The organism is Kitasatospora sp. NPDC059817 (assembly GCF_042731835.1).
In the GTDB taxonomy this organism is placed as follows: Bacteria; Actinomycetota; Actinomycetes; order Streptomycetales; family Streptomycetaceae; genus Kitasatospora.
The window spans coordinates 1-12,387 of record NZ_JBHWIR010000207.1 but is presented as its reverse complement, the minus strand read 5'-3'; the positions used below and the strand labels follow the sequence as shown (position 1 = coordinate 12,387).

The following is a 12,387-nucleotide window of genomic DNA, read 5'->3' as shown; positions in this document are numbered from 1 at the left end:
GCCCCCAGGGGCACCGGCCTTCGCAGCGAGGTGGACCAGCCAGGCCCAGCGGAGTCAGGCGGCGATCCCGGTGTCCTCCACCGACGCCCCGGCCACCGGCTCCCCCGCCGCCGTCCCGGCCTTCCGGTCGCGCATCACCAGCGTGGCCACCACCGCCGCCGCCAGCACCCCGATCGCGCTGATCGTGAAGGTCGTCGACATCGCCGAGGTGAAGGCCTCCCGGACGGTCCGGACGAGCCCGGCGTCCCCGTTGGCCAGTGCCAGCGCCCCGCCTACGGAGTGCTTCGCCTCCTCCGGCATCCCGGCGGGCATCTCGGCGGCGAAACCGCTCGACAGCAGCGAGCCCAGGATGGCGATGCCGAGCGCGGTGCCGGCCTGCTGGATGGTGTCGTTCAGCGCCGAGCCGACGCCCGCCTGCTCCGGCGGGATGGTGCCCATCAGCGCGCCCACCGCCGCCGGCATCGCCAGGCCCGCGCCGAGGCCGAGCAGCCCGAGGGCGACTGCCGGGACGGTGAAGCCGGTGCCGGCGGTGACGGTGGTCAGCAGGGCGAAGGAGGCGGCCATGACGAGCATCCCGGTGAGGATGAGCAGGCGGTTGCCGATCGTGGCGGCGAGCTTGGCGCCGGCCCCGTTGCCGACCAGGGCGGCGATGGCCAGCGGCACGAACGCGAGGCCCGCCTTGACCGGCGAGTAGCCGAGCACGAACTGCAGGTACTGGGTGAGCACGAGCAGCAGGCCGCCGTTGCCGATCTGCACCAGGGTCAGCGACAGCGAGCCCCCGCTGAAGTTGCGGTGTTTGAAGAGCGCCAGCGGAACCATGGGCGCGGAGGTGGTGTTCTCCCACGCCACGAACCCGCCGAGCGCGAGCACCGCGATGGCCAGGGTGACCAGGGACTGGCCGCCGAAGGCGCCGTGCTGCGGGATCTCGATGATCCACCAGACCAGGGCGGTCATGCCGGCCGCGGAGAGCACCGCGCCGAGCGGGTCGGGCTTCTGCCACGGGCCCTTGGACTCCGGCATCAGCAGCAGGCCGGCCAGGACCGCCAGGGCGACGACCGGGACGTTGATGAAGAAGATCGAGTGCCAGGAGAAGTGGTTGATCAGCACTCCGCCGAGGACCGGGCTGCCGACCAGCCCCAGCATCGCCACCGAGCTCCAGGCGGCCATCGCCTTGTTGCGCTCGTCCTCGTCGAAGACGGTGATGAGGATCGACAGCGTCGAGGGCATGATCAGCGATCCACCGACGCCCATGGCGACCCGGGCCGCGATCACCTCGCCGGGGTTGGTGCAGAAGGTGGCCGCCAGGGAGGCCGCCCCGAAGAGCAGCAGTCCGATGATCATGATCTTCCGGCGGCCGAAGCGGTCCCCGAGGCTGCCGGCGGTGAGCAGCAGCCCGGCGAAGACCAGGACGTAGGAGCCGAGGATCCACTGGGTGTCCTGGGCGCTGGCGCCGAGGTCCGCCGTCATCGAGGGCACGGCGACCGTGAGCGCCATGCTGTCGACCACCAGGACGAGCGAGCTCAGGCACAGCACGATCAGGATCCACCAGCGGTGCGGATTGCGGCCCTCGGTCGCGTTGAGCGCTGTCATCAGCCACCCCTCCATTCTGCGCACACCGTTCCCCCGGTGCGCACCCCGTTCCTTCGTTGCGCACACTGTACGCATGGCGGAACATCGTGCGCAATATCCGACTCCTGTACGCTCAATGCGAACGGTGTACGCAGCGAAGCAGGAGCAGAGGGAAGGGGAGCCGCCATGGCCGCCGAAACGAACCCGATCCCGTCCGTATGGGCCCGTCGGCAGCGCGAGCCCGACCAGCCCGCACTCAGCCGGGCCGCGATCGTCCGCGAGGCGATCACCATGCTGGACGCCGAGGGCATCGAGGCCCTGAGCATGCGCAAGCTCGCCACCCGGCTGAACGCGGGCGCCACCTCCCTGTACCGGCACGTGGCGACCAAGGACGAGCTGATGGAGCTCGCGGTGGACGAGGTCTTCGGCGAGATCACCCTCCCGCCCGCCGACAGCCCCGACTGGCGCGCCGCCGCCACCGAGGCCGCCGGCGCCTTCCGGGCGACGGCCCTGCGCCACCCCTGGCTGTCGTCCGTCCTCGGCCAGGCCGGCCTCGCCCACCTCGGCCCCAACCTGCTGTCCTACGGCGAGCGGCTGACCGCCTTCTTCACCTCGGCCGGCTTCCCCGAGCCGGTCCGGGCGATCGACACGGTCATCTCCTACGTCGTCGGCATGAGCACCACGGAGGCGGCCTGGCTCACCACCGTCGCCCGGGCCGGTGAGAGCGAGGCCGCGTTCGTCGCCCGGCTGATGCCCGCCGCCCGGGAGGCCACCGCGGGCTTCGCCCACCTCGCCGCCGCCTACTCGGCCGCTTCCGCGGACCCGGACCCGGCCGCCACGCGCGACGCCAAGTTCGCCTACGGCCTCGCCGTGGTCCTGGACGGCCTGGCCCTCCGTCTGCCCCGCTGACCCGCCGGCCGGACGACCCGCGGGCACTCCACTCGGCGCGCAGCCACCGCCCGCCCACCACGCCGGGCCGACCGGACCAAGCCGTCCAACTCCCCCGCAAAGGGACAGCGGTCGCGGCCCTCGTACGGGCGTCCCCTCCCCGCCTGGCGAAATACCGGCGGTCGCGGGGTGGGGAGCGGGCACAATGGCCTAGTGATGGTGGGCCGTCCGGTGTCGGGGGGCCAGGGAATGGAGGCCCGGGTGAGCGATCTTCCGCGCAAGGCAGTGACCCGCACGGCACGGCTCGCCGCCCTGCCGCTGGGGATAGCCGGACGCGCCACGCTCGGTCTGGGCAAGCGCATCGGCGGGCGCTCCGCCGAGGTGGTGACGGCCGAGCTCCAGCAGGCCACCGCCGACCAGCTGTTCAAAGTCCTGGGTGAACTCAAGGGCGGGGCCATGAAGTTCGGACAGGTGCTGTCCGTCTTCGAGGCCGCGCTGCCCGAGGAGGTCGCCGGGCCGTACCGGGCCGCGCTCACCAAGCTGCAGGACGCCGCTCCCCCGATGCCCGCCGCCAAGGTGCACACCGCGCTCGCCCAGCGGCTCGGGGACGGCTGGCGCGAGCTGTTCCGGGAGTTCGACGACCGGCCGGCGGCGGCCGCCTCGATCGGGCAGGTGCACCGGGCCGTCTGGCACGACGGGCGCCGGGTCGCGGTCAAGGTGCAGTACCCGGGCGCGGGCGACGCGCTGCTCGCCGACCTGACGCAACTGAGCCGGGTGGCCTGGCTGTTGGGCCCGCTGATCCCGGGGCTGGACATCAAGCCGCTGATCGCCGAGCTGCGCGAACGGGTGTCGGAGGAGCTGGACTACGAGCTGGAGGCGCAGGCCCAGCGCCGCCACGCCGAGGAGTTCGCCGGCGACCCGGACATCGTGGTGCCCGGCGTGGTGGCGCAGGCCGACCAGGTGCTGGTCACCGAGTGGATGGACGGCACCCCGCTGGCCGAGGTGATCACGGGCGGCACCCAGGAGGAGCGCGACCGTGCCGGGCAGTTGCTGGCCCGGTTCCTGTTCGCGGGCCCGTCCCGGACCGGCCTGCTGCACGCGGACCCGCACCCGGGCAACTTCCGGCTGCTGAAGGACGACGGCCCGGCGTCGGGCTGGCGGCTGGGGGTGCTGGACTTCGGCACGGTGGACCGGCTGCCGGGCGGGCTGCCCGCGCCGATCGGGGCGTCGCTGCGGATGGCCCTGGACGGCGACGCGGCGGGTGTGCTGAAGATGCTGCGCGAGGAGGGCTTCGTCAAGCCCTCGATCGAGCTGGACCCGGACGCGGTGCTGGACTACCTGCGGCCGATCATCGAGCCGGCCGCCGTGGACAGCTTCCACTTCACCCGGGCCTGGATGCGCGCGCAGGCGGCCCGGATCGCCGATCCGCGCTCGCCCGCCTACAACCTGGGCAAGCAACTGAACCTGCCGCCCGCGTACCTGCTGATCCATCGGGTGACGCTGAGCACCATCGGGGTGCTCTGCCAGTTGGGCGCCCAGGCGCCGTTCCGGGCGGAGATGCTGGCGTGGCTGCCCCAGTTCGCCGGTCGGGAACCGGCGGGGACGGCGAAGCCGGCCGACCCAGTGGGGACGGCGAGATCGGCGGGGACGGCGAAGCCGGCCGGTCGCAAGCCGGCAGGCGGCGAGCCCGCCAACCGCACCCGCAAGAGCTGACCACAACGCCCCCGACGACCGCAGGCCGCTCCCCGGGACGGGGGGCGGCCTGCGGCACGACGGGGGTGGAACGCGGGGAGGCCCCGCGCCGCGACGAAAGCCGCGACGACAGCCGCGGCTACATCAGGGCGACGGCGATCGCCTTGCGGGCCCGCAGCGAGGCGCGCTCGGCCCGCTGCTTGAGCCGGCGGGCCCGGGCGACCCGGGTGACGAGGCGTTGGTGCTCGGCCTCGTGCAGGCGCTCTTGCATATGGGCCCGGGCCAGGGATTCGTGGAGGAGTTGCATTTCGAGGGTCCTGTTCTGGATCTGAAGTTCGGTGGTCTGCTCAGCGCGGACGGTCGGATCGATGGCGGCGGCGGTCATGTGGTGGTCCTGCTCGTGGTGCGTGCTCGGGAAGGGGGCTGGCCGGGCTGCGTCGGCCTTGGCGGCGGCGATCCGGACGGAACGGCGGAGGGAGCTGTCCAGCAGGGGCTGCTCTCCCCGGCGGACGGCCCTGGCGCCGTGGGCGGGGTTCACGCCATGACCTCGGTCTTGCGCGGACGGCCACGCGGCCGCTTGCGGGCCACGACGACACCCTGGACGAAGAGCTCGCCACCCCAGACGCCCCACGGCTCGCGCCGCTCCAGCGCACCGGTCAGACAGGCGTCCTTGACCGGGCAGGTGCCGCAGAGGGACTTCGCGTACTCGACGTCGGCGGGCGTCTCGGCGAAGAAGACCTCGGGGTCGAAGGCGCGGCAGGGGATGGGGAGCCCGAGCGCCTCGGCCTGCTCGATGGAGCTGATCTGCATGGAAAGAACCTCCGGGGGGTCGGCCTGGTCGGCCTTGGTGATCTGGCTTGTCGGCGGTACGGACGGGATGGGCGGCGTGATGACCGTGGACACTGTGGCGTCTTCCTCGTCTTTTCAGTGGTTCCGGCCCAGATGGCTGGTGGGTCTGGGCCGGAGGCCCCGGGGGGCCTGGGTGGTCTTGCGTACCGGACAAAACAGAAGGGCCGCGGATCCCGATGTGACGGGTTCCGCGGCCCTGGAGGTGCCGACCTGAGGCTTACTCAGGTTCGTTCTCTCCAGGGTTCAGGCCCGCGGAAGGCCCGCATCCGGATGGCCGTGGCGCCCGCAAAGGCGGCCATGGCCTGGTTAATCTGCTGCTCGTTCTGCTTCTGGGTGCTTCCGGCACCGACGACCTGCGCATAGTCGCCATGCATGGCGGCTGCTACGACTGCCTTCGGTGCCTGGGTCGGTCGCTCATCACGCAGGGAGCGCGACGTGCCGAACGACGCCCAGTCGCCGGACAGACCGGCCTCGACGGAGGTGCCTTCGACGTTCCTGCCGCCCGCGGCGCAGACATCAGTGTGTCCAAGGCCACTGACAGCGGGGACGACGGAGACACCGGTGGTGTCGAGACCCAGACCGGTTCCACCGAGCTCGGCGAGCGCCCGCAGACGGGCGGCACGCAGGGAGGCAGCAACAACGGTCTGGCCAGTCATTTTGGTGATCATGATGTTTCCCACTGTCATCGCCTCCTCTCGGCGTCTCGCGGAGCCAGGTCGCCCCGGCTCCGAATGTTCGGATGTCTGTCTCGGTGAAGCTGTTGGGTGCAGGGGATTCGGCACAGGTGTCACCCCGTGCGATCTCGTCCCCTTGACCGCTCCGGCAGGCTATTGCGCTCCCGGTATGCCGCGCAAACTATTTTTCACGGCGGGTTCGAATGTCCCCCGAGCGGCCCCCGGGAGACTCCCCTGGACCGCGCCCGGACCGGCTCACGCCGGATCGACCGGCTCGCCGTCCTCGACGCCGTCCGGATCCTCCTCGGGCTCCTCCCCCGCACACAACGAGAGCACGGCCGCCCCGTACTTGTCCAGCTTCATCGCGCCGACCCCGGAGATCACGGCCAGCTCCTGGCGGCTGGCCGGCACGTCCTCGGCGATGGCCATGAGCGTGGCGTCGGTGAACACCACGTAGGCCGGCGCCCCCTGCTTCTTGGCCTGCCGGGCCCGCCACTCGCGCAGCCGCTCGTACAGCGCCTCGTCCATCGTGGACGGGCAGCTCTCGCAGCGGCGCAGCTTGCGCTCGACCGCCTCGGTGAGCACCTTCTCGCAGACCCGGCACTTGACCGGGCCGCGGACCCGCCGTCCGGCGGAGCGCTCGCCGGGCTCCACGCCCCCGCGCCCGCCCCGCCCGCCGGTGCGTGCGCCGGGGGCGCTGGAGCCGGGACGCAGCCCGTCCAGGAAGCGGCTGGGCTTGCGGCTGGCCCGGCCGCCCGGGGAGCGGCTGAGCGCCCAGGAGAGGGAGAGGTGCCTGCGGGCGCGGGTGACGCCGACGTAGAGGAGTCGGCGCTCCTCCTCGATCTGCTCGTCGGTCTTGGCGTAGATGATCGGCAGGGTGCCCTCGGTGAGGCCGACGAGGAAGACGGCGTCCCATTCGAGGCCCTTGGCGGCGTGCAGCGAGGCGAGGGTGACGCCTTCGACGGCGGGGGCGTGCTGGGCGGCGGCGCGGGCGTCGAGTTCGGCGACGTAGGCGGCGAGGTCGGCGCTGTGGCCGGCGGCGGTGCGGGTGCGCTCGAACTCCTCGGCGAGCCGGACGAGGGCGGCGAGGGACTCCCAGCGGTCGCGGACGGCGCCGGAGCCGGCGGGCGGTTCGGCGGTGAAGCCGCGGGCGGCGAGGACGGCGCGGACCTGGCCGGCGAGGTCGGGGGCGTCGGCGGTGAGCGGGTCGGCGCCGGCCCGGGCAGCGCCGCGCAGCAGGACGCCGGCGTCGCGGACCTCGGGGCGTTCGAAGAACCGCTCGGCGCCCTTGAGCTGGTAGGGGACGCCGAGGTCGGCGAGGGCCTGCTCGTAGACCTCGGACTGGCCGTTGGTGCGGAACAGGACGGCGACCTCGCTGGCGCGCACGCCGGTGGCGAGCAGGTCCTTGATCCGGCGGGCGGTGGTCTCGGCCTCGGTGGGCTCGTCCTCGTACTCGGTGTAGACGGGTTCGGGGCCGGCCTCGCGCTGGGAGACGAGTTCGAGGCGGTGGCGGGCGGCCTCGCCGCGGGCCTGGCTGAGCAGTCCGTTGGCGAGGTGGACGACCTGCGGGGTGGAGCGGTAGTCGCGGACCAGCTTGACGACCGTGGCCTCGGGGTGGTGGGTGCGGAAGTTGAGCAGGTAGTCGGGGGTGGCACCGGTGAAGGAGTAGATGGTCTGGCTGGCGTCGCCGACGACGCAGAGGCTGGCGCCGCCGCCGGGGCCGGTCCACTGGTCGAGCAGCCGCTGCTGGAGCGGCGAGACGTCCTGGTACTCGTCGACGGTGAAGTGCCGGTACTGGGAGCGGACCTGGTCCGCGATGTCGGGACGGTCCTCCAGGATGGCGGCGGTGAGCAGCAGGACGTCCTCGAAGTCGATGACGCCGCGGCGGCTCTTGGTCTCCTCGTAGACGCGGTAGACCTGGGCGGTCTCGGCCGGGTCGCGGGGGGCTTCGCGGCCGGACTTCTGGACGGCGGCGGGGTAGTCGTCGGGGCCGAGCTGGGTGACCTTGGCCCATTCGATCTCGGCGGTGAGGTCGCGCAGTTCGGTGCGCTGGACGCGCAGGCCGCAGCGGCCGGCGGATTCGGCGACGAGCTGGACCTTGCGTTCGAGCAGCTGGGGCACGGGGCCGCCGACGGCGCGCGGCCAGAAGTACTGGAGCTGGCGCAGGGCGGCGGCGTGGAAGGTGCGGGCCTGGACACCGTCGGCGCCGAGTTGGCGCAGTCGGCCGCGCATCTCGCCGGCGGCGCGGGCGGTGAAGGTGACGGCGAGGACCTGCTGGGGCTGGTACACGCCGCTGCGCACGCCGTAGGCGATCCGGTGGGTGATGGCGCGGGTCTTGCCGGTGCCGGCGCCGGCGAGGACGCAGACGGGCCCGTGCAGGGCGGTGGCGACGGCGCGCTGTTCGGGGTCGAGCCCGGCGAGCACGGCGTCGGGGCCCGTGGCGGCGGTGGGGTCGGCCCAGAGGGAGCCGTGGGGGCCGTCGGACGGGCTGCCGCTCAAGAGGTCTTCCTGCATGCTTTCCATCCTCTCAGCCCGCTGGGACAACGGGGGCGGGGTTGTCCACAGGCACGGTGTGATCGCAGGATGATCGCTGCGCACCGGGGCGCGCGGGGCCGTTCGGGCGCCGTCGTGGTGCGACGGAGCGTGGCCGCGCGGAATGACCGTCGCGCGGTGGGCGTTCCTGCCCTGAGACCGTACGCCCTCTTCCTGAAGGAGCCTCCTCGATGTCCGGCAGCGTGACGATGTACAGCACGACCTGGTGCGGGTACTGCAACCGACTCAAGAGCCAGATGGACCGGGAGGGGATCGGCTACACGGAGGTCAACATCGAGGAGGACCCGGCGTCGGCGTCGTTCGTCGAGTCGGTCAACGGCGGCAACCAGACCGTGCCGACGGTGCTGGTGACGCCGAACGCCGGCGGCGAGCGGGTCGTGATGACCAACCCGAGCCTGCTGCAGGTGAAGAAGGCCCTCGGGGTCTGAGTGGTCCGAGCGGCCCGCATGGTCCGAACGGCCTGAACGGTCCGAGCGGCCCACGCGGGCTTGAACGGCCTGAGCGGGCTTGAACGGCCTGAGCGGGGCCGGCCCGGCCCGGGGTCCGGGCCGGCGCGCGTCACTGCGCGTCGGCCCTGGCGGGGTCGACGGGTGCGGCGGGCGCGGGCAGGGTGGCGCGCGCGCCGAGGTCGCCGATGCCGTAGACGAGCCGGCTGCGGTCGGCCGAGTAGCGGGTCTCGATGACGCGGACGGGCCCGCGCCGGTCGTAGGTGACGCGGGTCTGGACCATCAGCGGCACGCCGGGGCCGCCCTGGAACCACTGGGCCTCCTCGGGGCCGGGCATCCGGGCGATCAGGTGGTCGACGGCGCCGATCTCGGTGCGGCCGAGTTCGTTGAGGACGGCCTCGTCGCCGCCCTCGACCGGGTCGGGTTCCATCAGCGGGGTGCCGGCGGCGAGTCCGGCCCGGTAGTGGCTCTCCTCGATGGAGTACGGCTCGCGGTCGAGCAGGCGCAGTTGGCGGCGGACCACGATGGCCTCGCCGGGGCGCAGTCCGAGCCGTTCGGCGATGTCGACCCGGGCCCGGACGATCATCATCTCGAAGTCGGTGGTGAGTTCGCGGCCGGCCTCGGCGGCCTCGCCGAGGTAGACGGCGGAGGGCACGGCCAGGCAGTCCCGGGGGGCGGGGGCCAGGGTGGGGCCGTAGGCGCGGTGGTCCAGGACGGGGTGTTCCCGCAGGTAAGTGCCCTTGCCCTGGAGGCGGACCAGGCGGCCTTCGTTGACCAGGACGTCGACGGCGAGCCGGACGGTGTTGCGGGCGACTCCGTACTGGCGTTCCAGTTCGCTCTCGACCGGGAGTGCGGCGTCGGCGGTGAACTCGCCCTCGGCGATCCGGCGGCGCAGGTCGGCGGCGAGACGCTGGTATTTGGGGGATTGGGCGGTGCCCCGGGGGATTGTCACCCGAGTGAATGTAGCGAGCGCGATGGCGGGGTTTCAGCCGTTTCCGGCAATGTCGTCCGCGCGGGTTGACGACGGCCGCGGGGTGGCGGGCGGCGGTAGCAGAACTGGCCCGTCCGGCCACGAACATCTGATCGTGGCGGATTAGGGAAGGAAGGGAAAAGAAAAACGGGGGCGCGCGGGATAACCCGCACGCCCCCCGTTCGTCGGGGATTACCAGCGCGCCGCCGACGGCAGCGGTCCGCCGTACCAGAGCTCGACCAGGTGGCGTGCGATCGAGATCCCGGAGGGCGGCAGGATCTCCCCCGCCTCCATCCCGGCCCGCAGCTCGTCACGGGAGAACCAGCGCGCCTCGGCCAACTCCTCGCCGTCCACGGTGATCGCCGTGCCGCCCGGCAGCGCCCGGCCCGTGAAGCCGAGCATCAGGCTCGACGGGAAGGGCCAGGGCTGGCTGGCGACGTAGCGCACCTCGCCGACCCGCACGCCGGCCTCCTCGTGCACCTCGCGCACCACCGCCTGCTCGATCGACTCCCCCGGCTCGACGAAGCCGGCCAGGGTGGACCAGCGGCCCTCCGGCCACAGCGCCTGACGGCCGAGCAGGCAGCGGTCCTGCTCGTCGGTGATCACCATGATCACCGCCGGGTCGGTGCGCGGGTAGTGCTCGGCCGCGCAGGAGGTGCAGCGCCGCACGTGCCCGGCGCCGGCCTTCTCGGTCGGGTGCCCGCAGCGCGAGCAGAAGCTGTGCAGCCGGTGCCAGTGCTCCAGCGCGACGGCGTGCACCAGCAGTCCGGCGTCCCGGTCCGACAGCAGCGCGCCGACCTCGCGCAGCCCGGCCGGGCGGGCGTCGCCGTCCAGCCGCCCGGGCAGGCTCTCCCCGGCCAGCGCGAAGTACGAGACGCCGTCCTCGTCGGTGCCGAGGAAGTACCGGTCCCCAGTCTGCGGCGCCTCGAAGGAGGGCATCAGCACGAGTTCGGTGCCCTGCGCGGTGTCGACGACGAACGCCTCGCCGCCGGCGATCGGCAGCACCCGGGTGGCCGGGTGGCTCCAGGCGGCGGCCAGCCAGGGCTCGTCGAGCCGGTGCTCGGCCGCCCGGTCCACCCCGGCCCGGGCCAGTGCCAGGTTCAGTGGGCGTTCGGTCTCAGGCACGGTGCTCACTTCGTTCCATCCCCACGTGATGAATCATCCGGATGAGTGATCTAACTGCCATGGTGTGCCCGCGCGGGATCACGCGCCGGGCCGGAAGTTCTCGGCCAGGTCCCCCCACAGGTACGCGGCCGTCTCCACGCCCTTGGCCAGCAGGTCCAGTTCGACCTTCTCGTTGACCGAGTGCCAGCCGTCCGAGGGCACCGAGATGCCGAGGAACAGCACCGGCGCGCCGAGCACGTCCTGGAGGTCGGCGGCCGGGCCGGAGCCGCCCTCGCGGGTGAAGAGGATCTTCTGCCCGAAGGCCCGGCCCATGGCGCGGACGGTGGACTGCAGCGCCGGGTGGTCCAGCGGGGTCAGGCAGGGCCGGGTCGCGCCCGGGAAGGTCAGCTCGTGGCGGACGCCCTCGGGCACCCGCGCGGCCACCCACTCCCGGACGGCCTCGCGCACCTTCTCCACCTCCTGCCCGGCGACCAGCCGGAAGGACAGCTTGAGGTGCGCCGAGGACGGCACGATGGTCTTGCCGCCGGGGCCGGTGTAGCCGCCCCAGACGCCGTTGACCTCGGCGGTCGGGCGGGCCCAGACCCGCTCCAGGGTGGAGTAGCCGGCCTCGCCCCGGGTGCCGTACGACTTGGCGACCCTGAGCCACTGCGCCTCGTCGAAGGGCAGTTCGGCGAACAGCTCGCGCTCGCGGTCGGTCAGCTCGATCACGCCGTCGTAGAAGCCCGGGATGTCCACCCGGCGGTCGGCGTCGTGCAGGCCGGCCGCCAGCTCGGCGGCGACCTGCGCCGGGTTGGGGACGGCGCCGCCGAAGGAGCCGGAGTGGATGTCGGTGTCCGGGCCGTACAGGTCGATCTGGGCGTCGGCCAGGCCCCGCATGCCGGTGCACACGGTCGGCGTGGTCTCGGACCACATGCCGGTGTCCGAGATGACCACCACGTCGGCGGCCAGCCGCCCGGCCTCGCGCCGGACCAGGTCGGCGAAGTGCGGCGAGCCGGACTCCTCCTCGCCCTCGATCAGCAGCTTGAGGTTGACGGCCGGCGCGGTGCGGCCGGTCGCGGCCAGGTGGGCGCGCACGCCCAGGGTGTGGAAGAACACCTGGCCCTTGTCGTCGGCCGCGCCGCGGGCGAACAGCCGCCCGCCGACCACGGTCGGGGTGAACGGCTCCGTCTCCCAGCCGTCCTCCTTCGCGGCGGGCTGCACGTCGTGGTGCCCGTAGACCAGGACGGTCGGCGCGGACGAGTCCCCGGAGGGCCACTCGGCGAACACCGCCGGCAGGCCGTCGGTCTCCCACACCTCGGCCACCGGGAAGCCGGTGTCGCGCAGCTTGGCGGCCAGCCACTCGGCGGAGCGCCGCACGTCGCCGGCGCGGGCCGGGTCGGCGGAGACCGAGGGAATGGCCAGCCACTCGGAGAGGTCGGCGAGGAAGCCGGCCTGGTGCTGGTCGATGAAGGAGCGGACGACGCTGTCCGGAGTTCTCGTCATACCGACGACTTTAGTTCGCCCGTGCGGGTGCCCGCCCCGGCCGTCCGGCTGCCGGGCGCCGTTGGGGCTGTAACCTCCGTCACCCCCGCCCGCGCCCCGCCCGGGGGGGGGGCGCGGGCCGGGGGGCGGGGCGGTTTAA

At 73.1% G+C, this 12,387-nt stretch carries 11 protein-coding genes; 3 read left to right on the top strand and 8 right to left on the bottom strand.

Translation table 11 applies throughout. From position 1 onward, the window contains the following. Positions 1-54 precede the first annotated feature (54 nt). The gene (locus ACFV61_RS30445; protein ID WP_380495105.1) at positions 55-1,590 is read right to left on the bottom strand and encodes an MFS transporter; all 1,536 of its coding nucleotides are present in this window, start codon (positions 1,588-1,590) and stop codon (positions 55-57) included. A gap of 165 nt (positions 1,591-1,755) precedes the next feature. Between ACFV61_RS30445 and ACFV61_RS30440 the strand changes: the two genes are divergently transcribed. Both ACFV61_RS30440 and ACFV61_RS30435 read left to right on the top strand, forming a co-directional pair. Beyond that, positions 1,756-2,478 carry a TetR/AcrR family transcriptional regulator gene (locus ACFV61_RS30440; protein ID WP_063347900.1) on the top strand — a complete coding sequence of 241 codons (723 nt, stop codon included), beginning with the start codon at positions 1,756-1,758 and terminating at the stop codon, positions 2,476-2,478. A gap of 240 nt (positions 2,479-2,718) precedes the next feature. Then, positions 2,719-4,170 carry an ABC1 kinase family protein gene (locus ACFV61_RS30435; protein WP_380495103.1) on the top strand — a complete coding sequence of 484 codons (1,452 nt, stop codon included), beginning with the start codon at positions 2,719-2,721 and terminating at the stop codon, positions 4,168-4,170. 118 nt (positions 4,171-4,288) lie between these two features. Here the strand turns inward: ACFV61_RS30435 and ACFV61_RS30430 are convergent, their stop codons facing one another. The 4 genes from ACFV61_RS30430 to ACFV61_RS30415 form a co-directional block, all read right to left on the bottom strand. Beyond that, entirely contained in the window at positions 4,289-4,534 is a 246-nt protein-coding gene (locus ACFV61_RS30430; RefSeq protein WP_079136258.1) for a hypothetical protein, read from the bottom strand. Between the two features lie 149 nt (positions 4,535-4,683). Continuing rightward, a complete protein-coding gene (locus ACFV61_RS30425) occupies positions 4,684-5,052 on the bottom strand; it encodes a WhiB family transcriptional regulator (protein WP_371517211.1) in 369 nt (122 codons plus the stop codon). Between the two features lie 167 nt (positions 5,053-5,219). Next, positions 5,220-5,678, bottom strand: a complete 459-nt coding sequence (locus ACFV61_RS30420; protein WP_363586725.1) for a hypothetical protein — start codon at positions 5,676-5,678, stop codon at positions 5,220-5,222. A 249-nt stretch (positions 5,679-5,927) separates the two neighbouring features. Continuing rightward, entirely contained in the window at positions 5,928-8,195 is a 2,268-nt protein-coding gene (locus tag ACFV61_RS30415) for an ATP-dependent DNA helicase UvrD2 (protein ID WP_079135640.1), read from the bottom strand. 200 nt (positions 8,196-8,395) lie between these two features. Between ACFV61_RS30415 and ACFV61_RS30410 the strand changes: the two genes are divergently transcribed. Next, complete coding sequence (locus tag ACFV61_RS30410) at positions 8,396-8,653, top strand: mycoredoxin (protein ID WP_063347903.1); 258 nt, start codon at positions 8,396-8,398, stop codon at positions 8,651-8,653. Positions 8,654-8,783: 130 nt separating this feature from the next. Here the strand turns inward: ACFV61_RS30410 and ACFV61_RS30405 are convergent, their stop codons facing one another. The 3 genes from ACFV61_RS30405 to ACFV61_RS30395 all read right to left on the bottom strand — a co-directional run bounded on the left by ACFV61_RS30405 (position 8,784) and on the right by ACFV61_RS30395 (position 12,248). Continuing rightward, entirely contained in the window at positions 8,784-9,623 is an 840-nt protein-coding gene (locus ACFV61_RS30405) for a GntR family transcriptional regulator (RefSeq protein WP_063347904.1), read from the bottom strand. 210 nt (positions 9,624-9,833) lie between these two features. Then, on the bottom strand, positions 9,834-10,775 hold the full coding sequence (gene nudC / locus ACFV61_RS30400; protein WP_208869073.1) for an NAD(+) diphosphatase: 942 nt from the start codon (positions 10,773-10,775) through the stop codon (positions 9,834-9,836). A 69-nt stretch (positions 10,776-10,844) separates the two neighbouring features. After that, positions 10,845-12,248 carry a dipeptidase gene (locus tag ACFV61_RS30395; protein WP_063347906.1) on the bottom strand — a complete coding sequence of 468 codons (1,404 nt, stop codon included), beginning with the start codon at positions 12,246-12,248 and terminating at the stop codon, positions 10,845-10,847. Positions 12,249-12,387: the final 139 nt, after the last annotated feature.

What these genes read in the sequence shown, in the direction of transcription:
- ACFV61_RS30445 (WP_380495105.1), bottom strand. Translation starts at nt 1,590, where the DNA reads ATGACAGCGCTCAACGCGACCGAGGGCCGCAATCCGCACCGCTGGTGG.
- ACFV61_RS30440 (WP_063347900.1), top strand. Translation starts at nt 1,756, where the DNA reads ATGGCCGCCGAAACGAACCCGATCCCGTCCGTATGGGCCCGTCGGCAG.
- ACFV61_RS30430 (WP_079136258.1), bottom strand. Translation starts at nt 4,534, where the DNA reads ATGACCGCCGCCGCCATCGATCCGACCGTCCGCGCTGAGCAGACCACC.
- ACFV61_RS30415 (WP_079135640.1), bottom strand. Translation starts at nt 8,195, where the DNA reads ATGGAAAGCATGCAGGAAGACCTCTTGAGCGGCAGCCCGTCCGACGGC.
- ACFV61_RS30410 (WP_063347903.1), top strand. Translation starts at nt 8,396, where the DNA reads ATGTCCGGCAGCGTGACGATGTACAGCACGACCTGGTGCGGGTACTGC.
- ACFV61_RS30395 (WP_063347906.1), bottom strand. Translation starts at nt 12,248, where the DNA reads ATGACGAGAACTCCGGACAGCGTCGTCCGCTCCTTCATCGACCAGCAC.